The organism is Cryobacterium sp. BB736 (genome assembly GCF_014980265.1).
Classification (GTDB): domain Bacteria; phylum Actinomycetota; class Actinomycetes; order Actinomycetales; family Microbacteriaceae; genus Terrimesophilobacter.
The window spans coordinates 1254194-1275671 of record NZ_JABXWQ010000001.1 but is presented as its reverse complement, the minus strand read 5'-3'; the positions used below and the strand labels follow the sequence as shown (position 1 = coordinate 1275671).

Here is a 21478-nt window from a genome sequence, read left to right as displayed (position 1 = left end):
TTCGCCCAACCTCCTCTCTAGCTATCGATTACTCAGCGAAGCGGCATTACCGCGTCGCCGGTGGACACGTTCTCCGGCCACACCAGGGCGTTGCCACCCTTCTGGTACTGGAGCAGCAGCGCGCTGAAGGCGACGGTGCCGTCTTCGTTGTAGCTGATCTTGCCGACCGCGGTGTCGAAGGTGTTCTTGCCGATGTACTCGCGCAGCACCTCCGAGTCGAGCGACCCGGTGGCCTCCACGGCCTGCTGGATGACCTGCCCGGCGGCGTAGCCTGCTGAAGCGTACGCCGGCAGGACGGGCACGGACAGCTCGCTGAGGATGTAGTCGGAGAATTCCTTCAGACCGTTGTAGGGAAGGGTCGGCCACGACGTGGTCGTTGCGAACACGTTGACGCCGGCCTCGCCGGTGTCCGGCCAGTTGGGCAGCGTGGTGACCTGCGAACCGCACTGGCAGTAGATGTCCGGGCGGTAGTCGGCCTGAAGCACCGTGTTTGCGATGAGCGCCGCGTCGTTGGGCAGGCTCAGCGCGATGAACATGTCCGCGTTGGACTGCTTGACGCGCGAGATGAGGCTGCTCAGGTCGGTAGCGGTCTGGTCGTACTCTTCGTCGACCACGACCTCGATGCCACGGTCCTTCGCGTAGTTCAGCACGCCGCCTTCGCCGTTAACGCCAGAGCGCGCGACGAGAGTGAACGGGTTCTGGGCACTGACGACCGCGAGCGACTTCGGCTTCTGGTCCTCGGGGAGCGTGTCGATCCACTCGAACAGCGGACGGGGGTACTCGCTCTCCTGGTACGGCCAGGTGCTCACCATCAGGTCAGCCTTGCCGTGGAGTTCCTTCGCGACGAAACCGGCGTTGACGACGAGCTTGCCCGCGCGCTCAGCGATGGGAACGATCGCACCGCCCACAGCGGTGGTGTACGGGGCGAGGAGGATGTCGACCTCGTCCTCGTTGATGAGCTGCTGGTAGAGCTGCTGGGCGGTGGTGGGGTTCGACTCGTCGTCGTAGATCTTCAGCTCCACCTGGCGTCCGAGGATTCCGCCCGCGGCGTTGACCTCGTCTGCCCAGTACTTGTAGGTGACCTCGTACGCGGCCGACGGACCGGAGTAGATACCGGTCAGCCCGAGCGTGCCGCCGATGACGATCGGCTCGTCGGTGTTCTCGGCCGACTCGCCGCCATCCGTGGCACAGCCGGCGAGGCCGAGGATGAGCGCTGCGGCAGCAGCAACGGGCGCGAACACCCGACTCTTCCTCCCCTTGCCGAAAAGGGACTTCGAATTCATCTGTGAACTCCTTTGTTCATCGCGCGGTGCGCGATGTGTTCATGGGTGATCGCAGGCCACCGGCGCGTCCGAGATCTCGAGCACGCGGTTGCCTAGCAGGTTGAGAACGTTCTCATCCCGACCGGATGCGCGTCCCAAGGCCCTAATGGGCATCCGGCCGTGCATTCGATTGCAGGCATCGTTTCATGTAGCTGATGAATGTGTCAAGTGAGACTGAACAGCAGGGTTCCTCGTGTTCAGTGTCACTGCCGTGGACGCCTTCACAGCGGCCCCTCCCGGCCGAATGGGTGGCTCAGGCCGCAAGTTTCGAATATCTTGCATTATTTCGTGGCAGAATCCAAGTTGGTCCTTGTTGATCGGAGACACCGTTGTCAGAAGCCTTCAAGACGCGCCAAGAAGAGGTCTACGCCAAGTTGCGCAGCGACATCCTCGCGGGTCGGCTGTTGCCTGGCTCCAAGTTGAGATTCGTCGAACTTTGCGAGCGATACGGCTCGAGCGTCGGCGTCGTCCGCGAGGCGCTCAGTCGCCTGCTCGAGCAGGACCTGGTGCACTCGGCGCCCCAGCAGGGCTTCATCGTCACGCCGATCTCGCGAACCCGCCTGATCCACCTCACGAGCGCGCGCGTTGAAATCGAGTCGCTCACCCTGGGCCACGCCGTGGCCGAAGGAGACGTGGACTGGGAGGCCGAGCTGCTCGCCGCCCACCACAGACTGGCCTCGTGTCCGCTCGTCGATCCCGACGATCCACAGCGACTGAGCGAGGAGTGGGCCCGGCTGCACGCGGAGTTCCACCGCATCCTGCTCTCCGGCTGCGGCAACCCGTTCCTTGTCGAGATCGCCAGTCAACTGCGCGACGCCGCCGAACTGTACCGACGGTGGTCGGTTCCTCTCGGCGGACACGGGTCCACCCGGGACATCGTTGGCGAGCACCGGGCCATTACCAATGCAGCGCTCGCGCGCGATGCGGAGGCCGCGACCCGTGCCCTGGAACGTCACATCGCCCTGACGACCGAGCTGCTGCTCGAGGCCGACTTCATCGAGAACGACTAAACTAATTTCGAAATTATTTGCGTTGATCGAATTTCGTTCCTAGTATCAACTCACCGATCGGCTTGGATCGGCTAGCCATTTGACCCTAGAGGACGACGATGTCTGTGAACCGCGCGCCCAGCCACCCGATTGTGGCCCCCACCTTCCACCACACCACCTTCACGACGCTTCGCCTTGACGAGATGGTTGCGTGGTACGAGAAGGTCGCTGGCCTGACCCCCGTGTTCCACGGTGATCACGGCGCCTGGCTGACCAACGATGCGGCGAACCACCGGATCGCGTTGCTGTCCCCTCCCGGACTCAAGCACCCGGTCGACAAGGGACACACCACTGGGCTGCACCACACCGCCTTCGAGTACGCGACATTCGACCAGTGGCTCGACAACTTCGTGCGGCTGCGCGGGGAGGGCATCCGCCCGTTCCTCAATCTCGACCACGGAATGACCATGTCGATGTACTACCAAGACCCCGACGGCAATGGCGTCGAGATCCAGGTGGACACCTTCGGCGACTGGGAGAAGTCGCGGTCATGGATGTACTTCTCTGCGGAGTTCGCCAACAACCCCATCGGGGCGCACTTCGACCCGGACAAGCTGGCCGACGCCCGCGAGGCTGGACTCGGCTTCCAGGAGATCCACCGCCGTGCACGCCTCGGCGAGTACGTTCCCGAGGTCATTCCGGAGATCTACCTGCCTGAGGTCTACTGAGCCCGGCCGTGAACGAGCCAAGAGTGGGACCCCAGGCGGGCCAACAGGTAGTCGTTGGCGCATTGCCGACGACGTTCCGAGTCCTCGCCGCCACGGTCGGCGGCGCGTACAGCATCGTGGAGCAGGTTGTGCAACCGGGCACCCTGGTCTGGCCGCACGTGCACACCGACCATGATCAGGTCGCCATCGTCCTGTCAGGTGAACTGGGCGTGCGGGTCGGCGACCGGGAGTGGACGGCCACGGCAGGAGAAGTGGCTGTGCGCCCGAGGTTCGTGCCACACACGGTGTGGAACGCGGGGTCCGAACCAGCCCGTTTCCTCGAAATCAGCTCGCCGGGCAATTTCGAGGACTACTTCCACCGTTTGGCCGCGACCGCTCCGGACGACAAGCGCGGACGTGAGCGATTGCAGTCAGAGTTCGGCGTCTCAGCGGTCGATGCGTGGATCGCCGACCTCGGCGAACGTCACGCAGTGAAGCTGTGAACCAAATAGGAGATCCACCTATGGACATCGGATTTGCCGGAATCGGCCGGATGGGCAGGCAGTTCGCACTGCACCTTGCCGCGGCCGGCCATCGCGTCATTGCCTATGACCCGTACGTCACCCTGGATGACGAACTGGAGCTCGCCGGGATAGAGCTCGCCGCGACACGGGAGGGCATCTGCGGCACGCCCCTGACGATCAGCATGCTGCCTGACCCGGCATCCGCTCGCGAACTGCTCGGCGGCAACAAGGGGCTCTTCGCCCACGCCGGCTCGGGACACCGCCACGTTCTCATGGGGACGATGGGCCGGGCCGCGGTGGCCGAGCTGAGGAGGGAGGCGGAGCACTACGGTGTCCTGCTTGCGGATGCGCCGGTGTCCGGGACTGTCTCCGCCGCGAGGGCTAAGACCATCACGACGATGGTCGGCGCATCCGATGAGCTGTTCGCGGCGATCCAACCGGTCCTTGCGGAGTTCACCAAAGCGCAATTCCACGTCGGTGAGCTCGGCGCGGGGAACATCGTCAAGCTCGCGGTCAACGTCGTCGTCGGCGCGGTCAACGAGTCGGTCAACGAGGCATTGCTCATGGCGACCAGGGCGGGGGTCGATCGAGAGTTGTTCTACGAGGTGCTGCGCGCCGGGGCGGGCGGCGGGAACTTCGTCGAGTACAAACGCGAGGCGTTCCTGAACCCGGGCACAACCGGTGTCGACGCGCCCGTGACGATCATCCACAAGGATCTGCACCTGGCCGAGGAGCTCGCGGCATCCCTCGGCATCGACCTGCCAGGGACTCGTGCCAATGCCGCTGTCCTCGACCGCGCCATCGCTCTCGGCTTCGCGGCGTCGGACATGTCCGACCTCGCCGCGGCGCTGGAACGTTCCTGAGATCACGAACCACAACGAAAGAAAGAGAACCACCGTGCGAATTGCCAATGTCGACGGACGACTCGTCCTTGCCACGTCCAGTGAGCGAGGGATCGACGTCGAGAAAGCCAGCAACGGCCGCTTCACAGCCGACCCCGCCGACATCTTCGACCGCTGGTCGGAGTTCGTCGAATGGTCGGCCGGCTTGAACGGCACCGCCCCAGACACCGACCTCACGCCCACGCGCCTCGGAGCGCCGTCGCCCGCCCCGGCTCAGGTCTTCGCGATCGGCCTCAATTACCACGCGCACGCCGACGAGTCCGGGTTTGACATCCCGACCTCTCCCGTGGTCTTCACCAAGTACCGCAGCGCCCTGACCGGACCCGTCACGACCGTGACGCTCCCGCCGAACGGTCAGACCGATTGGGAGACCGAACTCGTCGTGGTCATCGGCAAAGAGGGGAAAGCGGTCTCTGAGGACGCCGCGTGGGACTACGTCGCCGGCCTCACCATCGGCCAAGACCTCTCCGAGCGCATCACCCAGCGGCAGGGTCCGGCGCCACAGTTCAACCTCGGCAAGTCGTTCCCCGGCTTCGCGCCGACCGGACCGTGGATCGTCACCCCGGATGAGTTTGCGAACCCCGACGACATCGCCCTCGGCTGCACCATCAATGGCAGCGAGATGCAGAACGGTCGAACGAGCCAGCTGATCTTCAGCATTCCGAGCCTGATCGCTCACCTGTCATCGATCGTGACATTGCACCCTGGCGACCTGATCTTCACTGGCACGCCCGCGGGGGTCGGCCTTGGGCGGGACCCGCAGGTCTGGCTCGCACCGGGCGACGAGCTGGTCACCTGGGTGGAAGGCATCGGCGAACTGCGCCAGTCGTTCGTGGCCTGACTCGAAATGCATGGGACGCCCTACCGGCCGGCAGGGCGTCCCTTGCGTTCAGGCGAGCAGCAGTTCCAGGTTCTCCGGACGCGCCTCGAGTTCACCGGCTTCGATTCGAGCAGCCAGCTCGAGAGTGCGTTGGTTCGCGGGCGTGGGGACGCCGACGCGAGCGCCCTCACGGACGACGAGGCCGTTGACCTCGTTCACCTCGCCGCGCCTGCCCTTGCGCCAGTCCTGCAGAACTGTCGTGAGGGTGTCCGGAAGCGTCCACTTGGAGTGCACGAGATCGAGCAGTTCGATCGCGTAGGCATCCGGGTCCGGTGTCGTGATCTCGGCGAGGCCGAAAATCGGTGTCGCCCGGTTGCCGATGGCGAGCGAGACCCGGAGCGCCTCCTGGCAGTTCCGGTCCATGAACTCGCGCATGCCCGGCAGCGCGGCGGCGTCGGCCATGGGCAGGTTGAGGATGGCGGTCGGCACGAGCTCCCCCGCGTTGGCGACCAGCTTCATCCACTTCGAGGAACGGATGTCATCGGAGACCTCCACGGTGCCCGCGTGCTGGAGGATTTCGACGACCTCGTGCTCACGACCCCTAGTCGACGGGTAGAGGCTGCCGACCGCGAACCAGGATCCGGCCGGCGGGGTCTGCCGGACCACGGTGCCCGGGTTGAACATATTGGACGCGACCTCGATCACGGCGCCGATGGTGCGCTCTGGGCCCACGACATCCATCATGTCGTCGATCGACATGCCGTTCTGGAGGCCGACGACGAGGCTGCGCTCGTGCAGCAACGGCTTGATCAGCTCGCACACCCACCGGGTGTCGTACGCCTTCACGACGACGAAGACGATGTCGAACTTGTCGCGCAGGGTCGCCACTTCACACAGGTGCAGGGCGTTGACCTCTGTGTGGGTCGACTCATCGGGCATTTCGACTCGCAGGCCGTTCGCGCGCATCGCCTCGACGTGTGCCGGCCACTGTTCAATGAACGTGACGTCGAGTCCTGCGCGCGTGAGATCGGCCCCGATCCCGGCGCCGTTCGCTCCGGTGCCGAGCACCGCGATTTTCTTCCCGCTCATCCGATTTGCTCCCTCGGTCGTCGTTGGCGCTTCAGTCCACGGCGCGACGGAATCGCTCGCGATCGTCGCGTTCAGTCAGGCTACTATGAATGTTTACTTAGACTGAACAGTTTTCGGGACTCCGATCCGGGGTCCGCTCCTTGGAAGGAACGTGCATGACAACACGAGTCGCAATTGTCGGAACAGGCGGCAACGGAGCCTCCATCGGCGCCGACATGACCAGGGCCGGACACGACGTCACCTTCATCGAGCAGTGGCCCGCGCACGTCGAGGCCATGCGCGAGAACGGCATCCGAATCACGACGCCCGCAGATGGACTCTCCGAGGTCACGCGGGTCAACGTCAAGCACCTGTGCGAAGTGGCGACCCTGCGCGAGCAGTTCGACATCGTCTATGTGGTGCTCAAGGCGTACGACACGCGGTGGGGCGTGGAGCTCATCAAGCCGCTCGTGAAGGACGACGGCGTCGTCGTGGGCCTGCAGAACGGCATGTCGATCGACGACGTCGTCTCCATCATGGGCGAGGAGCGTGCGCTCGGCGGCGTGATCGAACTCGGGTCGAACATGTTCGAGCCTGGCGAGGTGGAACGTCACAACCTGAACGCCAACACGTGGTTCGCACTCGGCAGCGACAACCCAGTGGCACATCAAAAGGCCGATCGCGCGGCAGAACTGCTGCGCGCAGCCGGCACCGTAGAGGTCGTCGACGACATCCGGAGCGCGAAGTGGATGAAGCTCGTCCTCAACGCGGCCGAGCTGGTGCCGTCGGCGATTCTCGACCTCTCGATCGTGGAGGCCTCGAAGCAACCCGGGATGCGCGAGCTGATGCTGGAAGCCGGCAACGAGGCGGTTCGCGCCGTACTCGCTCAGGGCCTGCGGATCGTGCCGATCTTCGGCATGGACGCCGTTGACCCGGACCGGCCAGAGCTGTTCGTGTCGACGCTGTTCGACCTGCTGCTCACCGAGTTCGCGCTCCCCACGACGAAAGCCACCGTGCTCCACGACTGGATCAAGGGCCGCCGCAGCGAGGTCGACCAGATCAATGGGCTCGTCGTCGACGTACTGGAGAAGGCCGGCTCACGGGCGCCCGTGAACGCGGCGGCAACCGAGGTGGCTCACCGGATTGAGCGGGGCGAGCTCTCCCCCGGTATCGAGAACCTCGAGCTCTTCAGCACACTTGCAGCTCGTCTCTGATCAGGCTTCGTAGTCGACGCAGGCTCGTGCGGAGACGATTGTCTTGCCGTACTCGATGACTGCGGCGTGCAGCGGGTCGGCCTGGTAGGACTCGAGATCCTCGAGGCTCTCGTGGGTTGAAATAAGTACGAGGTCGAAGTGGTCGTCGATCTTCCCCACATCGAGGGCGACCTTGAGCGACTGCAGGCCAGGGATCTTGCCCTCGAGCGACTCGATGCGCCGCTTGAACTCTGCCGCCTGATCCGCCTTGAGCTTGGGGTCGGTCTCCTTCAACTTGAAGGCGATGTTGTGCACGATCATGGCTCTCCTAGGCTGGGCGATAAGCTGTTCAGTACATCTTAACGCTGTTCACTCTGAGTACTTGGAACGAGGGAGTTCCCGATGCGGATCGCCATTGTCGGAGCGGGCGCCAATGGCGCGTCCATCGGGGCCGACCTCACCGCCGCGGGGCTGGACGTCACGCTGATCGAACAGTGGCCGGCCCACGTCGAAGCGATGCGGGAGCTTGGCGCGATCATTCGGATGCCCGATCGCACCCTCGAACAGCCGGTGCGAGTTCTCCACCTGTGCGAAGTCGCCACCCTGCGCGAGCCGTTCGACGTTGTGCTTCTCCTCGTGAAGGCGTACGACTCGCGGTGGGCGGCACAGCTGATCGAACCGCTGCTGGCGCCCGATGGACTGATCGTCGGCGTTCAGAACGGCATGACGGTCGACGCGATCACGGATGTCGTCGGGGCGCACCGCACTATGGGGTGCGTCATCGAAATCTCCTCGATGATGTTCGAGCCGGGCGTCATCGAGCGGCACTCGGGGCCGGGACGATCCTGGTTCGCCGTTGGCAGCACCGACCCCAGCACGGCAGGCCGCGAGGAGGAGATCGCCGCCCTGCTGCGTCACGCCGGAACCGTCGAGGTGGTGCGCGACATCCGCGCGGCGAAGTGGATGAAGCTCGTCAGCAATGCGACGACCCTGGTCACCACAGCCATCCTCGGGCTGCCGATGCTCGAAGCCGTCGCGCTCCCCGGCATGCGAGACCTGATGATCCGTTCCGGGGAAGAGGCACTCGAGGCGGGCAAGCTGCAGGGGTTCCCGGTGCTTCCCATCTTCGGGCTGACTTCGGCAGAGGTTGATCGACCCGATGGGGTGGTTGAGCTCCTGCTCGACACCCTTCTCGACGGGTTTGTGCTGACCGGCACGAAGACGACGATCCTGCAGGACTGGGTGAAGGGGCGCCGCAGCGAGGTTGACGACATCAACGGGCGCGTCGTCAGAGTCCGAGCCGAGCACGGGCTCAGCTCACCGGTGAACTCAGCGGTGGTCGAACTCGCGCACCGCATCGAGGCGGGCGAGCTTTCGCCGTCGCCAGAGAACCTCTCGGCGCTGCTGGAGCTGGCCGCGCGGCGCTAGCCGCGCTGGGCGCGCCTCCGCGACACCTCGTACAGGGCGACGCTCGCCGCGATCCCGGCGTTGAGCGACTCGGTCGCGGCAGAGATCGGGATCGACACGATCGCATCCGCAGTCTCGGTCACCAGACGGGACAGACCCTTGCCCTCGCTCCCGACGACGATCACGATGGGTTCGTTCGCGAGTTCAAGCTCCGGCAGCATCACGTCGCCGTCACCGGCGAGGCCGAGCACGAAGACGCCGCGCTCCTTGAGCGCCTTGAGGGTCTGGGTCAGGTTGCTCGCCATCGCGACCGGCGTGCGCGCTGCCGCTCCAGCGGAGGTCTTCCAAGCGGCCGCGGTCATGCCCACCGACCGGCGCTGCGGCACGATGACGCCGTGCCCGCCGAACGCCGCTGTCGACCGGATGATCGCACCCAGGTTGCGCGGGTCTGTCACTGAATCGAGCGCGACGAACAGCGGCTTCTGGCCGCGCGAGATCACGGTGTCGAGCAGCTCGAGCGGGTGCGCGTACTCGTACGGCGGGACCTTGAGCGCGACACCCTGGTGCACGGAGTCCGGGCCGGCGAGCCGGTCGAGTTCCGGACGCATCACCTCGAGCACGGGCAGGCCGCGCTTGGTGGCGATTCCCATGATCTCCTTGACCCGGTCGTCGTACTCGATCCGCGACGCGATATAGAGCGTCGTCGCCGGGATCTTCGCCCGTAGCCCCTCCAGCACCGAGTTGCGGCCGGTCACCAGCTCAACGCTCGCATCCGACTTCGGGGCGCGCCGCTTCTGCTGCTGAGCTTCCTCCGGCTGCCGCTGCGTGTTGCGCCGGCCTCCGGCCGCCTCGAAGCGGTCCTGTGCGGCCTTGCGCTTCCCGGCAGGGTGGTACGGCCGGTCCTCGGCCTTCGGGGTCGGCTTCCGGCCCTCTAGCGCCTGCCTGCCCTGCCCACCGGAACCGACCTGCGGTCCCTTGCTGGTCTTGCGAACTGCGCCGGGGCGCTTCTGGCTCTTGCCCTTCACGCGAGGCTCCAATGCGATCCGTTGACGCCGTCCTCGAGTTGGATGCCCGATTCGGCGAGTTGGTCTCTGATCCGGTCCGCGGTGGCGAAGTCGCGAGCCCCGCGCGCAGCTTCGCGCGTCTCGATGAGCCTGCCGACTAGCGCATCCAGCGCCGCGGCGACCTCATCGTCGGCATCCGACTTCCATGGCTCGGCCAGCGGGTTGATGCCGAGCACCTCGGTCATCGCGATGACCTCGCCGCGGATGTCGGCGGCGGTGCCGAGGTCTTCAGCGTCGAGCGCGGCGTTGCCCACGCGCACGCGGTCGTGCAGCACGGCGAGCGCTTGCGGCACGGCGAGGTCGTCGTCCATGGCCTCGCCGAACGCATCCGGCACGACCTGGAGCCCCTCGCCGGCGAACCGGGTTCCGGAGAACCGGCGGTCGGCCCGCTCCAGGAACACCCGGATGCGGTCGAGGGCTGCCTCGGCCTCCTCCAGCGCACCGTCGTGGTAGTCGATCGTGGAGCGGTAGTGCGCCTGCCCGAGGTAGTAGCGGACGACGATCGGCGGTGCCATCTCGAGGAACTCGGCGGCGTAGATCGAGTTGCCGAGCGACTTGGACATCTTCTGCCCGTTGACGTTCACCAGGCCGTTGTGCACCCAGTGCCGCGCGAAGCCGTGCCCGGCCGCGGCCGACTGGGCGAGCTCGTTCTCGTGGTGCGGGAAGCGCAGGTCGAGTCCGCCGCCGTGAATATCGAACTCGGTGCCGAGGTAGCGGCTCGACATCGCCGAGCACTCGATGTGCCAGCCTGGGCGGCCGGGTCCCCACGGCGAGCTCCACGACGCCGACTCCGGCTCGTCGCTCTTGTGCCCCTTCCACAGCGCGAAGTCGCGCGGGTCGCGCTTGCCGCGCGGATCGGCGTCCTCCGCCGGTGCCATGTCGTCCAGCCGCTGCCGGGTGAGCTCGCCGTAGGTCGGCCACGACTTCACGTCGAAGTAGACATCCCCAGAGCCATCCGGCGCCGGGTACGCGTGCCCGCGCTCGATGAGCTCCTGGACGATTTCCTGCATCTGGGCGACACTCGCGGTCGCGCGCGGCTCGTAGGTCGGCGCCTGGATGCCGAGCGCGGTGTAACCGGCCGTGAACTCCAACTCATAGCGGTACGCCAGCGCCCACCATTCCTCATCGCCAAAGGCGTTCGCGAGGATCTTGTCGTCAATGTCGGTGACGTTGCGCACGAGGGTGACGCGGTAGCCGCGGTAGGTCAGCCAGCGCCGCCACAGGTCGTAGACCAGGGCGCTGCGGAGGTGACCGATGTGCGGGCTCGATTGCACGGTCGGCCCGCAGACGTACATGCCGATCTGGCCCGGGGTGATGGGCACCAGGTCGCGGACGGCCTGCGAGCGGGAATCGTAGAGACGGACAGTCACGGGGTCAAGCGTACCGGCAGCCTCCTGCGGCTCCGGCTCGGTTACCCGCTGGTGGGCGGCTCGTCCTTGCCGGCCTCCTCCAGGGCATCCGCCTCTTCCTTCGTGGCGTGCACCGCACCGTCCGCGTGCTCCGGCGGACCATAGACGGTGTACAGCACGAGCGGGTTCGGGCCGGTGTTGACGAAATTGTGCTTCAGACCGGCCGGCACCACGACGAGATCGCCCTGCGCGATCACGCGGTTCTGCCCCGACACGCGCGCCTCACCGGTGCCGCTCACGATGGTCAGGATCTGGTCGGTGTCCGGATGCGTCTCCTCGCCGATCTCCCCGTCGACCGGGATGGTCATGATGACCAGCTGGGTGTGTTCTCCGGTCCACAGCACGCGCCGAAAGTCGGCGCTCTCTTCAGCGGTGGTTGCGATCGTGAAGTGCACAAGGTTGCCCACGTGGTGTCCCTCCGTCGTGGCGCCTCGGTCGGGCGCAGTGGCGCCACCCTAGAAAGCGCACCTTGGGGATCGCCCATACCGGCTAGATGGGCCTCCGCGAGACCGACCGGATTCGAGGAGATACGTATCTGCCGACGCGGTTTCAAGGATGAAAGAGGAGCGCGAGCGCAGTTAGTCCTCGAATCACGCTCGATGCAGCAGCGCGGTCGCGATCGCCGACACGCCCTCGCCCCGGCCGGTGAAGCCGAGCCCGTCGGAGGTCGTCGCCCCGACCCGCACCGGTGCGCCCACCAGTGCGCTCAGCCTGCCCTCCAGCTCGATTCGACGCGCACCCACCTTGGGCCGATTGCCGATCAGCTGCACCGCGACGTTGCTGACGGTGTAGCCGGCCGCCGTGACGAGCGCGACGGTCTCGGCGATGAACACCTCGCCGTGGGCATCCGCGAACCGCGGGTCGCTCGTGCCGAAGCAGCTGCCGAGGTCGCCGAGGCCTGCCGCCGACAGCAGCGCGTCGCAGACCGCGTGGCTGATCGCGTCGCCGTCGCTGTGCCCGGCGAGGCCGGGCTCATCGGGCCAGTGCAGCCCGCCCAGCCATAGCGGTCTGCTTTCGTCGTAGGCGTGCACGTCGACCCCGAGGCCGGTGACGGATGTCGGCAAGCCGGTCTCGTACTCCGCGCGGCGGAGATCGGATGGCCTGGTGATCTTGAAGCCGAGAGGGTCGCCTTCGATGACCATCACCTCGTTGCCCGCGGCCGCGAACAGTGCGGCATCATCGGTGAAATCCTCGGTCGCGGAAGCGTAGGCCGCGACGAGCGGGTCGCGCGGGAAGCCCTGCGGCGTCTGCACCGCGACCAGGTCGGAACGGTCGACGTTCCGAATGACCCGCCCGGCGGCATCCGTCTGCTTGATGGTGTTCACGACCGGCAGGCCGGGGATCACGCCGTGACCGGTGCGCCGAACCTCCGCCTCAACCGACTCCAGCTGGCGGGTCGGCGTGAACGCGCGCGCGCAATCGTGTACCAGCACGACATTGACGTCGGCGGCGAGCACGGCGAGGCCGGCCGCGACCGACTGCTGCCTGGTCGCACCGCCAGCGACGACCGTTACCTCTATATCGCCGCACAGCTGCCGGGCGTCGTCAAGGCGACCTTCCGGGGCGACAACGATGATCTGCGGGGTCGGGGACATGCCGGCGACAGCATCCAATGCTCGCGCGAGAATGCTTCGGCCGCCGACCGCGACGAACGCTTTCGGTTCACCTCGACCGAGGCGAGTCCCGCTGCCCGCGGCGACGACGACAACCGCGGTAGTCAACGGGTTAGGAGGCCAGGACCTCGTCGAGAACGCTCGAGGCCTTCTCTTCGTCGGTCTTCTCGGCGAGTGCGAGCTCGGAGATCAGGATCTGGCGTGCCTTGGCGAGCATCCGCTTCTCCCCCGCGGACAGGCCACGGTCCTGGTCGCGGCGCCACAGGTCGCGAACGACCTCGGACACCTTGATGACGTCACCGGATGCGAGCTTCTCGAGGTTCGCCTTGTAGCGGCGCGACCAGTTGGTCGGTTCCTCGGTGAACGGTGCGCGAAGCACTTCGAAGACCTTCTCGAGGCCCTCCTTGCCGATCACATCGCGAACACCGACCAGGTCGACATTCTCAGCGGGGACCTCGATGGTGAGATCGCCCTGCGTGACATTGAGCTTGAGATAAAGCTTCTCTTCGCCCTTGATGACACGCTTCTTGACTTCTGTGATGGTTGCGGCCCCGTGATGCGGGTACACGACAGTCTCGCCGACCTCGAAAAGCATGGATTTGGCTCCGTTCTGCGGCCACTAGTTTACCACAGCTTTTTCTCAGTTAGGCTGCCCTTACCTGCCCCGAGGCGGGCTGCCCCGTTAGGCTAAACTCGCAGCAGTTCCGCGCTGCGCACACAGCGGCCACGTCCAGGAGGAAATTCGTGAGAGCACGTTCGGCGGCATCCGTCGCATTGGCATCCCTCGTGCTGGCGGGCACCACCGCGTGCACTTTCCTGACCCCCCAAGCCACCCTCGAGCCCTATGACCCGAGCGACGGATTCGGGGCGACGATCGGCAACCTCGAGGTGCGCAATGCGCTCATCGTGAGCGAGGATGGCCAGACCGGCAACCTGGTGGTCGTGCTGGCCAACGGCACCGACCGCAGCATGGACGTCAAGCTGCAGTGGGAGAACGCCGACGGCGACAAGGTCGACCAGCGGGTGCACCTCAACGCCGACTCGATCAAAAACCTCGGCGAGGACCAGCAGGTCGTCCTCACGGACATCGACACCCAGCCGGGCGCGCTGTTCCCGGTCTTCATCCAGTACGGCAGCGAGACCGGCAAGCAGCTCAACGTTCCTGTGCTCGACGGCACGCTCCCCGAGTACCAGGGACTCCTGCCCGAGGCACCCGAGGCCGAGTAGCCGCTAGGGCTCGAAGCGGTAGCCGAGCCCGCGCACGGTCACCAGCATCACCGGCTCGGACGGGTTCCGTTCGATGCGTGACCGGATCCGCTTGACGTGCACGTCGAGCGTCTTGGTGTCACCGAAGTAGTCGCTGCCCCAGACGCGGTCGATCAGCTGGCCACGGGTGAGCACCCGCCCGGCGTTGCGCATGAGCAGCTCGAGCAGCTCGAACTCCTTCAGCGGTATGGAGATCTCTTCCCCGCGCACCTCGACCGTGTGCCGGTCGAGGTCCATCCGCACGTCGCCCGCCTCGAGCAGCGCCTCATCCTCACCCTCGACCTCGATCCTGCGGCGAAGCACCGCCCGGATGCGCGCGAGCAGCTCGCGCGTCGAGTACGGCTTCGTCACGTAATCGTCCGCGCCAAGCTCCAGCCCGACGACGATGTCCACCTCGCTGTCCTTGGCGGTGAGCATGATGATCGGCACCTGCGACTCGAGGCGCAGCTGGCGGCACACCTCGGTGCCGGGGATCCCGGGCAGCATGAGGTCGAGCAGCACCAGGTCGGCGCCGTTCCGCCGGAACTCCTCAATCGCGTCGTTTCCGTCTTCGGCGATCGAGGTTTCGTAGCCCTCCTTGCCGAGCAGGAACGCGAGCGGCTCGCTGAGCGAACGCTCGTCTTCGACGATCAGGATGCGGGTCATGCTGTTACTCCCTGGTGTTCACCGGAGGCGCGGGTTGCCTCCGGAAGGCGAATGGTGAAAGTCGAGCCGCGGCCGGGTTGCGACCAGACGCGCACGTCGCCGCCGTGGTTCTCCGCCACGTGCTTGACAATGCTGAGGCCGAGGCCGGTGCCCCCGGTGTGTCGCGACCGGGCGGGGTCGATGCGGTAGAAGCGCTCGAAGATCCGGTCCTGCTCTTCTTGCGCGATCCCGATGCCCTGGTCCGTCACAGCGATCTCCACCACGCCGTCGTGGTGGCTCACGCCGATGCCGACTCGCGCACCCTTGGCCGAGTAGACGATGGCGTTCGAGATGAGGTTGTGCAGCGCCGTCGCCAGCAGCGCTTCGTCGCCGTACACCTGCGCTCCGGCGTGTCCACCGCTGACGATGGTGACGCCACGCGCATCCGCGGGCACACGGTTCTGGTCGATGGCGGATGCGACGACATGGTCGATCTCGATCAGTTCCGGCTTGGCCAGCGCGTCAGCGGATTGCAGCCGCGACAGCTGGATGATCTCGCGGGTGATCCGGGCGAGCCTCTCGGACTCCTTGGTGAGGCGCTTCGCGAACCGCTTCACCTGGTCGGGGTCCCGCGCCGCCGACTGGAGCGCCTCGGCCAGCAGGCTGACCGCACCGATCGGCGTCTTCAGCTCGTGGCTGATGTTCTCAACGAAGTCGCGCCGCACCGCGTTCAGCCGGTGCGCCTCGGTGCGGTCTTCCGCGAGCAGCAGCACATAGCGGGTGCCCAGCCTGGCAACGCGAATGAACAGCACCACGTTCGCATCACCGAACGGCCCGCGCGGCAGGGTCAGTTCGGTCGTTATCGTCTCGCCATCCCTGCGCACCCGGTCGACAAGGTCGACGAGTTCGCGGTGCGCGAGCACGTCGCCGGTGACCAGCCCGAGAGCGAGCGCGCCGGGGCTGGCCTTGATGACGTTGTTGGACGGGTCGAGGACGATGCCGGCGGACTCGAGCGCATCGAGCACCTGGTCGACGCCATCCGGCACCACCGAGTTGACCACCTTGGCCGCACGGTCGCCGTGGCGCGCCGCGTAGACGAGGAGCCACGCGACGCCAGCTCCGACCGCCACCCCGAAGACGAGTGCAGCGGCCACCAGCATGCCGGGGTCCATAACGACTAGATTAGTTATAGAAAACGGCAGGGCTGCCCACCGAGAGGTCCCAGAAGCTGGTAGGTCAAGCGTTGTTCACCCGGCGCTTACCGGATGTTCACCGTCGGTGTGAAGGATTGCCCGGGCATCGTTTCGCGAAAGGGGCGACATTCAATGCGCGCAGTGTTCCAGCAAGAACTTCTCGAGGTGCAGGAGCGCCTGGTCGAGCTCGCGAGACTCGTCGAACAGGCGATCGCCAGCGCTACCCTCGCCTTCAACGAGTCGAACGTGTCGGTCGCCGAAACGGTCATCAAGGATGACGACCGCATCGACGAACTCACCCGCGACCTCGACGAACTGGCCATCGACATCCTGGCGCGGCAGCAGCCCGTCGCACGAGACCTGCGCATCGTCGTCAGCGCGCTGCGCATCTCCTCGTCGCTCGAGCGGATGGGCGACATGGCCGAGCACATCGCGCAGCTGGCGCGCTACCGGTTCCCGGAGAAGGTTGTTCCCAAGTCGCTCCGCGGCACGTTCTCAGAAATGGGGCGCCTCGACGTGCTCATCGCCGGCAAGCTGGTGAAGCTGCTGGAGACCCAGGATGTCGCGATCGCCGAGGAGATCCGCAACGACGACGACCTGATCGACGAGCTGCACCTGAGCGTGTTCGACAAGGTGCTCGGCGAGACCTGGAAGGGTGGCGCCGAGGACACCGTCGACGCGACCCTCGCTTCGCGCTACCACGAGCGCTTCGCAGACCACGCGGTGTCGATCGCGAAGAAGGTCACCTATCTGGCCACGGGCGACTGGGCGGCTACAGGCAGCTAGCCCGGCGACCGCCACCATCCCCACCTCCGTTGAGTCGGGAGTAGTTGCCCATTTGGCGCGACCTATTTGGGCAACAACTCCCGACTCGATGGTGGCGTCAGTGCTTGCCCTGCGAGGCGACCGCAGCGGCACCGGCCGCGGCGGCCTCCGGGTCAAGGTAGCGGCCGGGCGTGCTCGGCATGAACGTGTCATCCAGCTCGTAGACGAGCGGGATGCCGGTCGGGATGTTCAGCCCGGCGATGTCCTCGTCCGAGATCCCGTCCAGGTGCTTCACCAGGGCCCGAAGCGAGTTGCCGTGTGCGGTGACCAGCACGGTCTTCCCGGCGGCGAGTTCGCGGGTGATGTCCGAGTGCCAGTACGGCAGCATCCGCTCGATGACGTCCTTCAGGCACTCGGTGCGCGGCATCTCCTCGTCAAGCCCGGTGTAACGCGGGTCGTGCGCTTGCGAGTACGGGTCGTCGTCGGCGATGGGCGGCGGCGGCACGTCGAACGAGCGACGCCACTGCATGAACTGCTCCTCGCCGTACTGCTCGAGGGTCTCGGCCTTGTTCTTGCCCTGCAGCGCACCGTAGTGACGCTCGTTGAGCCGCCAGCTGCGCTTGACGTCGATCCAGTCCCGGTCGGCGGTCGCGAGGGTCTCGTTCGCCGTATGGATGGCCCGCTTCAGCACCGACGTGAACTGGATGTCCGGCAGCAGCTCCGACTCCAGCAGCAGCTCCCCCGCCCGTCTGGCCTCGGCGCGACCGAGTTCGGTGAGCGGCACATCCACCCACCCGGTGAACAGGTTCTTCTCGTTCCAGTCGCTCTGGCCGTGGCGCAGCAGGATCAGCGTATGGGTCATGCCGCCAGTGTATCGACGGTCGCGGAGCCGTTCCCGAGCCCGGCGGGTCAGCGCGCGGACAGGCCGAGCCGCGGCAGCCGCGGCGGCGGCGCGACCGAGCCGGCGTCGACCGGCACGATGACCTCTTGCGTCGCGGCGACCTCGGTCTCCCCTGCCAGCACGGTGAGTGTGGCATCCGGATCCGTGGTCCGCTTCAGCACGGCGAGCGCGATCGGTCCCAGCTCCCAGTGCATGGCGCTCGAGGTCACCCGCCCGACCTGCTTGTCGCCGCTGACAACCGGGGATCCGGCTTCCGGCAGCACCGAGTCGGAGCCGTCGAGGTGCAGCATCACGAGCCGGCGCGGCGGATGCCCGAGGTTGTGCACCTTGGCGACCGTCTCCTGGCCGCGGTAGCAGCCCTTGCTCAGGTGCACCGCGCTGCGCATCCAGTCGAGCTCGTGCGGGATGGTCTTGTCGTCCACTTCGCTGGAGCGCCGCGGCCGCCACGATGCAATGCGCAGCGCCTCCATCGCGAGCACACCGGCGGCGGGCACGTCGGCGAACTCGCCCAGGCGCGACCGCTCGATGAGGGACTCGCGCCACGTCCACTGCGCTGCCGGATGCTCGTGCTCGCCCGCGTACTGGTAGCCGCCCTGAACGACCTCGTGCCACGGGTCCACCCAGACCAGCGGCACCCCGCCCGGCGCGGCAGCAGCCACCGGCAGCTCCCCCAGCGACCCGATCACCGCGAACTCGTCGCTGCGGTCGGCGATCTCGACCCGCAGCATGAATCGCATCGAGTCGAGCCATTCGCGAAGCGACTGCGTCTCGGGACCCTCGACCAGCAGCCACGCGCTGGTGCCGTCGTCGACGACCCGGATGGCGTGCTCGATCCGACCGGTCTGCGCGAGCAGCAGCGTCTCGGCTGAGTCTCCCGGCTTCAGGCCGCTCAGGTTCTGGCTTGTCAGTGAGTGAAGCCAGCTGAGCCGGTCCGGCCCGGTGATCGTAAGCACACCGCGATGGGAAAGGTCGACGACCGCTTCACCCCGCGCCAGCGCCCGCTGCTCGGCGAGCGGGTTGCCGTAGTGGGCGGCGACCCCGGCATCCGGTTCCGCCGCCTCTACGGCACCGGGACGAGACAGGAACTCACTCAACTTTGGCCAATCTCGCAGAGGCGTGGCTCTGCAGTTCGCGTCCGAGCGCGGCAAGGTCCCACGCCCACAGCAGGTGCCCCTCGACCAGGCCGTAGAGGCGCGTGGACGCGGAGTGGTCTTTCGCGGTGCCGGAGCGCATCACGGCATCCGTCGCCAGGTCGATGCGCGGGCCCTTCACCTGCCCGAGATACAGCTCGCTCACCCCGCCCGGATGCAGGAGCGACACCTCGAGATCGAATCCGCCGTCGTCGTTGCGCAACGTCTCCACCGCGTCGGCGTTGCCGTAGCTCGGCTCGCCGACACCGGCGAGCATGCCCGGACCCGGGTCGGCGGAGGTCGCCGGCCGGCTCAACCGCCAATAGCCGGTCTCGGTGGCGAGCGGCTGCTGCGGGTCAGACTCCAGCAGCCACGCGTACGAGCTGTAGTTCAGGTGCGGGAAGCCGTCATGGCTGAAGCTGATGCGCTGCCCGAACTCGTGGTTGACGATGCCGTCGTCGGTCGTGAAGTTGACGACACCGCTGCCCTCCCACACCCCGAGAAGCCACGAGAGCGGCACCAGCTCGGCCGGAAGATTGGCATCGAGCTCGATCACTGACCACTCCTTGTTAGCGCTGGCCCCTTGTTAGCGCTGGCCCCGGAAGAGGTTGTAGAGCACAACGACGGAGATGAAACCGATCGACAGCGTCGCGAGGCCCAGGAGGCCGACGAAGAACAGCTCAAGCGCGAGAAGCATGAGCCCAGTCTAGCCACCCATCAGGGCGAGCACGCCGGTCGCGATGCCGAGGATGACCACCGAGCCGCCGACGGATACGGTCATCCGCTCGGTCAGTCCGTCTTTCGTCCCGCGCCCGATCTGCAGGCAGAAGGTGAGGATGGTGGCGGTTGCGAGCACGATCGGCAACCAGGTCAGGTACTCGCCCTTCGCCGCGAACATCCCGACCAGCACCGCGCCGATGATCGCGACCACCCAGACCGGGAGCACGGTGGCCCAACGTCCGGGCGACGCCTCGGCGGGAACGGTCTCAGTCACCCCTCAATCCTGCCCTACCGCCCGCAAATCGCGCACGGACCGCCGCTAATAGACTGTTTGCCTGTCGGACGGGAGAGCGCGGTGGCGCAAGTGCTGCTCATGACCAACACGGTCGATCACGATCCGCCGTGCTCTCTGAGCCTGCTCGAACACCGCCTCCGCATCGTGCCTGCGCGCACCGAAGCGCTGGTTGCCGCATCCGGTGCTGAGCTGCTCGTCATCGACGCGAGCACCGATCTCGCCGGCGCGAAGTCGCTGTGCCGCATCATCAGCTCCTCCGGGCTCGATGTTCCGGTGCTGCTGGCCGTCAGCGAGGGTGGCTTTGCCGCCGTCAACGCCGATTGGGGCGTGGACGACGTGGTCCTCACGAGCGCCGGACCGGCTGAGACGGATGCGCGCATCCGACTGCTGCTCGGCCGCCGCCCGAGCGTGCACGACGACGGGCGGATCTCCGCGTCCGGCGTCACGATCGACGAGTCCAGCTATTCGGCGAAAGTGCACGGGCGTACCCTCGACCTCACCTTCAAGGAGTTCGAGCTGCTGCGCTTCCTCACCGCACACCCGGGTCGCGTCTTCACGCGCGACCAGCTGCTGAGCGATGTCTGGGGCTACGACTACTTCGGCGGGACCCGCACGGTGGACGTCCACGTGCGCCGGCTGCGCGCCAAGCTGGGCGACTACGACTCGCTCATCGGCACCGTGCGCAACGTCGGCTACCGCTTTACCGTGCACGATGAGGATGAACGGAGTTCCTGATGCGACCTGACTGGTTCGACTCGCTGGTGCGGCGTGCGACGGAGGCCGACGGGCAGCCGCCGTTCTCCGATCAAGCCCTCATCGACCTGGATGCCGGCGATCGCCAGCTCATCGCCGTCGACGACATCGCCGTCGCCATCCACTCCGATCACGAGTTCGAGCTGGTCGTCGATCCGGATGCCAGGCGCCGCGGCCACGGGAAGCGGCTCACAGAGCAGGTTCTGGCCGAGACCGAGAAGCCGCGCCGCGCGTGGGCGCACGGGGATCACCCGGCTTCGCACGCCCTCGCGCAGCAGTTCGGCTTCGACGCGGTCCGCACATTGCTGCAGCTGCGTGCCGGAGTCGGCGAGCGCGCGGGTGTCGACGACGACGTGCGGGCGTTCCGCCCCGGAACCGACGACGAGGCTTGGCTCGCACTCAACGCGAAGGCGTTCGCTGAGCATCCGGAGCAGGGGAAGCTGACCCAGGATGATCTGGATGCGCGCAAGGCCGAACCCTGGTTCGATGCGGACGACTTCCTGCTGCTGTGGGACGGCGCCGAGCTGACCGGTTTCGCGTGGCTGAAGGTGCCGCCCGGCGCAGAGGTCGGCGAGTTCTACGCGGTCGGGGTCGACCCGGCGCTACAGGGTCAGGGCATCGGCGCACGACTCATGGACGCCGGGTTCGCGCGGCTGTCGGCTCGCGGCATCCGCACCGCGTCGCTGTACGTGGAGGGCGACAACTCCCCGGCGCTGAAGCTGTACGGCCGGTACGGTTTCGGCCAGCACACCATCGATGTGCAGTACGAGCGAGTGCTCTGAGCTGTTGGTGATTCGTTAACCGCCGAATGAC

25 protein-coding genes are annotated in these 21478 nt (G+C 66.6%); 11 read left to right on the top strand and 14 right to left on the bottom strand.

Features of this window, described 5'->3' with window-relative positions; translation table 11 throughout:
* Positions 1–32: 32 nt before the first annotated feature.
* Positions 33–1283 (bottom strand): amino acid ABC transporter substrate-binding protein, encoded by a 1251-nt coding sequence (locus IRG63_RS06225; RefSeq protein WP_168626317.1) that lies wholly within the window; start codon positions 1281–1283, stop codon positions 33–35.
* Positions 1284–1651: 368 nt separating this feature from the next.
* On the opposite strand from IRG63_RS06225, the gene IRG63_RS06220 reads away from it, so the two are divergent.
* The 5 genes from IRG63_RS06220 (at position 1652) to IRG63_RS06200 (ending at position 5285) form a co-directional block, all read left to right on the top strand.
* Positions 1652–2332: a GntR family transcriptional regulator gene (locus tag IRG63_RS06220; RefSeq protein ID WP_168626316.1), complete on the top strand. Its 681-nt coding sequence runs from the start codon at positions 1652–1654 to the stop codon at positions 2330–2332.
* Between the two features lie 98 nt (positions 2333–2430).
* Positions 2431–3039: a VOC family protein gene (locus tag IRG63_RS06215; protein WP_168626315.1), complete on the top strand. Its 609-nt coding sequence runs from the start codon at positions 2431–2433 to the stop codon at positions 3037–3039.
* A gap of 23 nt (positions 3040–3062) precedes the next feature.
* Positions 3063–3521 (top strand): cupin domain-containing protein, encoded by a 459-nt coding sequence (locus IRG63_RS06210; protein WP_168626314.1) that lies wholly within the window; start codon positions 3063–3065, stop codon positions 3519–3521.
* Between the two features lie 20 nt (positions 3522–3541).
* Positions 3542–4405, top strand: a complete 864-nt coding sequence (locus IRG63_RS06205) for an NAD(P)-dependent oxidoreductase (RefSeq protein ID WP_168626313.1) — start codon at positions 3542–3544, stop codon at positions 4403–4405.
* A gap of 34 nt (positions 4406–4439) precedes the next feature.
* On the top strand, positions 4440–5285 hold the full coding sequence (locus IRG63_RS06200; RefSeq protein WP_168626312.1) for a fumarylacetoacetate hydrolase family protein: 846 nt from the start codon (positions 4440–4442) through the stop codon (positions 5283–5285).
* Between the two features lie 48 nt (positions 5286–5333).
* Here the strand turns inward: IRG63_RS06200 and IRG63_RS06195 are convergent, their stop codons facing one another.
* Positions 5334–6353 (bottom strand): ketopantoate reductase family protein, encoded by a 1020-nt coding sequence (locus IRG63_RS06195; RefSeq protein WP_193509509.1) that lies wholly within the window; start codon positions 6351–6353, stop codon positions 5334–5336.
* A gap of 155 nt (positions 6354–6508) precedes the next feature.
* Here IRG63_RS06195 and IRG63_RS06190 point away from each other — a divergent pair, with 155 nt between their 5' ends.
* The gene (locus IRG63_RS06190; protein ID WP_193509508.1) at positions 6509–7546 is read left to right on the top strand and encodes a ketopantoate reductase family protein; all 1038 of its coding nucleotides are present in this window, start codon (positions 6509–6511) and stop codon (positions 7544–7546) included.
* On the opposite strand, the gene IRG63_RS06185 is transcribed toward IRG63_RS06190, so the two are convergent.
* On the bottom strand, positions 7547–7846 hold the full coding sequence (locus IRG63_RS06185; protein WP_168626309.1) for a Dabb family protein: 300 nt from the start codon (positions 7844–7846) through the stop codon (positions 7547–7549). It abuts the gene before it with no gap.
* 81 nt (positions 7847–7927) lie between these two features.
* Between IRG63_RS06185 and IRG63_RS06180 the strand changes: the two genes are divergently transcribed.
* Positions 7928–8953 (top strand): ketopantoate reductase family protein, encoded by a 1026-nt coding sequence (locus IRG63_RS06180; protein ID WP_193509507.1) that lies wholly within the window; start codon positions 7928–7930, stop codon positions 8951–8953.
* On the opposite strand, the gene rlmB is transcribed toward IRG63_RS06180, so the two are convergent.
* From rlmB to IRG63_RS06155, 5 genes are all read right to left on the bottom strand, one after another.
* On the bottom strand, positions 8950–9957 hold the full coding sequence (rlmB, locus tag IRG63_RS06175; protein WP_168626307.1) for a 23S rRNA (guanosine(2251)-2'-O)-methyltransferase RlmB: 1008 nt from the start codon (positions 9955–9957) through the stop codon (positions 8950–8952). The genes IRG63_RS06180 and rlmB overlap by 4 nt on opposite strands.
* Positions 9954–11366 (bottom strand): cysteine--tRNA ligase, encoded by a 1413-nt coding sequence (gene cysS, locus IRG63_RS06170; protein WP_193509506.1) that lies wholly within the window; start codon positions 11364–11366, stop codon positions 9954–9956. Before cysS ends, rlmB begins: the two co-directional genes overlap by 4 nt.
* 41 nt (positions 11367–11407) lie before the next feature.
* The gene (locus IRG63_RS06165; protein ID WP_168626305.1) at positions 11408–11812 is read right to left on the bottom strand and encodes a cupin domain-containing protein; all 405 of its coding nucleotides are present in this window, start codon (positions 11810–11812) and stop codon (positions 11408–11410) included.
* A gap of 183 nt (positions 11813–11995) precedes the next feature.
* Positions 11996–13126: a 2-C-methyl-D-erythritol 4-phosphate cytidylyltransferase gene (ispD, locus tag IRG63_RS06160; RefSeq protein ID WP_193509505.1), complete on the bottom strand. Its 1131-nt coding sequence runs from the start codon at positions 13124–13126 to the stop codon at positions 11996–11998.
* Between the two features lie 4 nt (positions 13127–13130).
* Positions 13131–13613, bottom strand: a complete 483-nt coding sequence (locus IRG63_RS06155; RefSeq protein WP_168626303.1) for a CarD family transcriptional regulator — start codon at positions 13611–13613, stop codon at positions 13131–13133.
* A gap of 149 nt (positions 13614–13762) precedes the next feature.
* Here IRG63_RS06155 and IRG63_RS06150 point away from each other — a divergent pair, with 149 nt between their 5' ends.
* On the top strand, positions 13763–14245 hold the full coding sequence (locus IRG63_RS06150; protein WP_193509504.1) for a hypothetical protein: 483 nt from the start codon (positions 13763–13765) through the stop codon (positions 14243–14245).
* A gap of 3 nt (positions 14246–14248) precedes the next feature.
* Here IRG63_RS06150 and IRG63_RS06145 read toward each other — a convergent pair whose 3' ends face one another.
* Together IRG63_RS06145 and IRG63_RS06140 are read right to left on the bottom strand one after the other, a co-directional pair.
* A complete protein-coding gene (locus tag IRG63_RS06145) occupies positions 14249–14929 on the bottom strand; it encodes a response regulator transcription factor (RefSeq protein ID WP_168626301.1) in 681 nt (226 codons plus the stop codon).
* Complete coding sequence (locus IRG63_RS06140) at positions 14926–16080, bottom strand: cell wall metabolism sensor histidine kinase WalK (protein ID WP_168626300.1); 1155 nt, start codon at positions 16078–16080, stop codon at positions 14926–14928. The genes IRG63_RS06145 and IRG63_RS06140 overlap by 4 nt, the downstream gene beginning before the upstream one ends.
* A gap of 153 nt (positions 16081–16233) precedes the next feature.
* Here IRG63_RS06140 and phoU point away from each other — a divergent pair, with 153 nt between their 5' ends.
* Positions 16234–16887 carry a phosphate signaling complex protein PhoU gene (gene phoU, locus IRG63_RS06135; protein WP_168626299.1) on the top strand — a complete coding sequence of 218 codons (654 nt, stop codon included), beginning with the start codon at positions 16234–16236 and terminating at the stop codon, positions 16885–16887.
* 97 nt (positions 16888–16984) lie between these two features.
* Here phoU and IRG63_RS06130 read toward each other — a convergent pair whose 3' ends face one another.
* From IRG63_RS06130 to IRG63_RS06115, 4 genes are all read right to left on the bottom strand, one after another.
* On the bottom strand, positions 16985–17728 hold the full coding sequence (locus tag IRG63_RS06130; protein ID WP_193509503.1) for a phosphoglyceromutase: 744 nt from the start codon (positions 17726–17728) through the stop codon (positions 16985–16987).
* A 47-nt stretch (positions 17729–17775) separates the two neighbouring features.
* Entirely contained in the window at positions 17776–18861 is a 1086-nt protein-coding gene (locus IRG63_RS06125; protein ID WP_227411733.1) for a folate-binding protein YgfZ, read from the bottom strand.
* Positions 18854–19453, bottom strand: a complete 600-nt coding sequence (locus IRG63_RS06120; RefSeq protein WP_168626297.1) for an FABP family protein — start codon at positions 19451–19453, stop codon at positions 18854–18856. Before IRG63_RS06120 ends, IRG63_RS06125 begins: the two co-directional genes overlap by 8 nt.
* 150 nt (positions 19454–19603) lie before the next feature.
* Positions 19604–19891, bottom strand: coding sequence for a hypothetical protein (locus IRG63_RS06115; RefSeq protein WP_168626296.1), 288 nt, complete (start codon positions 19889–19891; stop codon positions 19604–19606).
* Between the two features lie 81 nt (positions 19892–19972).
* On the opposite strand from IRG63_RS06115, the gene IRG63_RS06110 reads away from it, so the two are divergent.
* Both IRG63_RS06110 and mshD read left to right on the top strand, forming a co-directional pair.
* Positions 19973–20647 carry a response regulator transcription factor gene (locus IRG63_RS06110; RefSeq protein ID WP_349236126.1) on the top strand — a complete coding sequence of 225 codons (675 nt, stop codon included), beginning with the start codon at positions 19973–19975 and terminating at the stop codon, positions 20645–20647.
* Positions 20647–21447 (top strand): mycothiol synthase, encoded by an 801-nt coding sequence (gene mshD, locus IRG63_RS06105; protein WP_193509502.1) that lies wholly within the window; start codon positions 20647–20649, stop codon positions 21445–21447. The genes IRG63_RS06110 and mshD overlap by 1 nt, the downstream gene beginning before the upstream one ends.
* Positions 21448–21478 lie beyond the last annotated feature (31 nt).